The sequence below is a fragment of the Streptomyces sp. NPDC006134 genome (assembly GCF_040628835.1).
Lineage (GTDB): Bacteria > Actinomycetota > Actinomycetes > Streptomycetales > Streptomycetaceae > Streptomyces.
Genome location: NZ_JBEXTV010000147.1, coordinates 1 through 1597, shown reverse-complemented (window position 1 = coordinate 1597; position 1597 = coordinate 1). Strand labels below are relative to the sequence as shown.

Sequence of the window (1597 nt, the reverse complement as noted above, 5' to 3'; positions counted from 1 at the left end):
CCCTCGAAGGCGTCGCGGGCGTAGCGGACTTCGCCTTCGTAGATCTCGTGGAGGTCCTGCTCGACGTAGGCGCGGGTGAGGGCGGCGCCGCCGAGGATGACCGGGTAGCGGGTGGCCAGACCGCGCTGGTTGAGCTCTTCCAGGTTCTCCTTCATGATCACGGTGGACTTCACCAGGAGCCCGGACATGCCGATGACGTCGGCCTTGTGCTCCTCGGCGGCCTCCAGGATCGCCGAGACCGGCTGCTTGATGCCGAGGTTGACGACGTTGTAGCCGTTGTTGGACAGGATGATGTCGACGAGGTTCTTGCCGATGTCGTGCACGTCGCCGCGGACGGTGGCCAGCACGATGGTGCCCTTGCCCGCCTCGTCCGTCTTCTCCATGTGCGGCTCCAGGTAGGCCACCGCCGTCTTCATCACCTCGGCGGACTGGAGCACGAACGGCAGCTGCATCTGGCCGGAGCCGAACAGCTCGCCGACCACCTTCATCCCGTCCAGCAGCGTCTCGTTGACGATCTCCAGTGCCGGGCGCCGGGTGAGGGCCTCGTCCAGGTCGGCTTCCAGGCCGTTGCGCTCGCCGTCGATGATGCGGCGCTTGAGGCGCTCCTCCAGCGGCAGGGCGGCCAGTTCCTCGGCCTTGGACGCCTTCAGCGACTTGGCGGTGGCGCCCTCGAACAGCTCCATCAGCCTCTGGAGCGGGTCGTAGCCCTCGCTGCGGCGGTCGTAGATCAGGTCGAGAGCGGTGGTGACCTGCTCCTCGTCGAAGCGGGCGATCGGCAGGATCTTCGAGGCGTGGACGATCGCGGAGTCCAGGCCGGCCTTCACGCACTCGTCCAGGAAGACGGAGTTGAGCAGGATGCGGGCGGCCGGGTTCAGGCCGAAGGAGATGTTCGACAGACCGAGGGTGGTCTGCACCCTGGGGTGGCGCTTCTTCAGCTCGCGGATCGCCTCGATGGTCGCGATGCCGTCGCCCCGGGACTCCTCCTGGCCGGTGCAGATGGTGAAGGTCAGGCAGTCCACGAGGATGTCCTCCTCGTGGATGCCCCAGTTGCCGGTCAGATCGTCGATCAGGCGTTCGGCGATCTCGACCTTCTTCCCGGCGGTGCGGGCCTGGCCCTCCTCGTCGATGGTCAGCGCGATCAGCGCCGCGCCGTGCTCCCTGGCCAGCGCCGTGACCTTGGCGAACCGCGACTCGGGGCCGTCGCCGTCCTCGTAGTTCACCGAGTTGATCACCGCGCGGCCGCCCAGCTTCTCCAGGCCCGCCCGCAACACCTCCACCTCGGTGGAGTCCAGCACGATCGGCAGGGTGGATGCGGTGGCGAAGCGGCCGGCCAGCTCCTCCATGTCGGCCACGCCGTCCCGGCCGACGTAGTCCACGCACAGGTCGAGCATGTGCGCGCCCTCGCGGATCTGCTCCCGCGCCATCTCCACGCAGTCGTCCCAGCGGCCCTCCAGCATGGCCTCGCGGAACTTCTTCGACCCGTTGGCGTTGGTGCGCTCGCCGATCGCCAGGTAGGACGTGTCCTGCCGGAACGGCACGCTCTGGTAGAGGGAGGCGGCGCCCGGCTCCGGCTGCGGGTCCCGCGCCGGCGGGGTGA

At 68.6% G+C, this 1597-nt stretch carries 1 protein-coding gene; it reads right to left on the bottom strand.

Annotated features, from left to right (window positions below):
* A partial coding sequence (locus tag ABZ340_RS36555; protein ID WP_358786210.1) for a dihydropteroate synthase occupies positions 1-1597 on the bottom strand: 1597 nt, incomplete at both ends.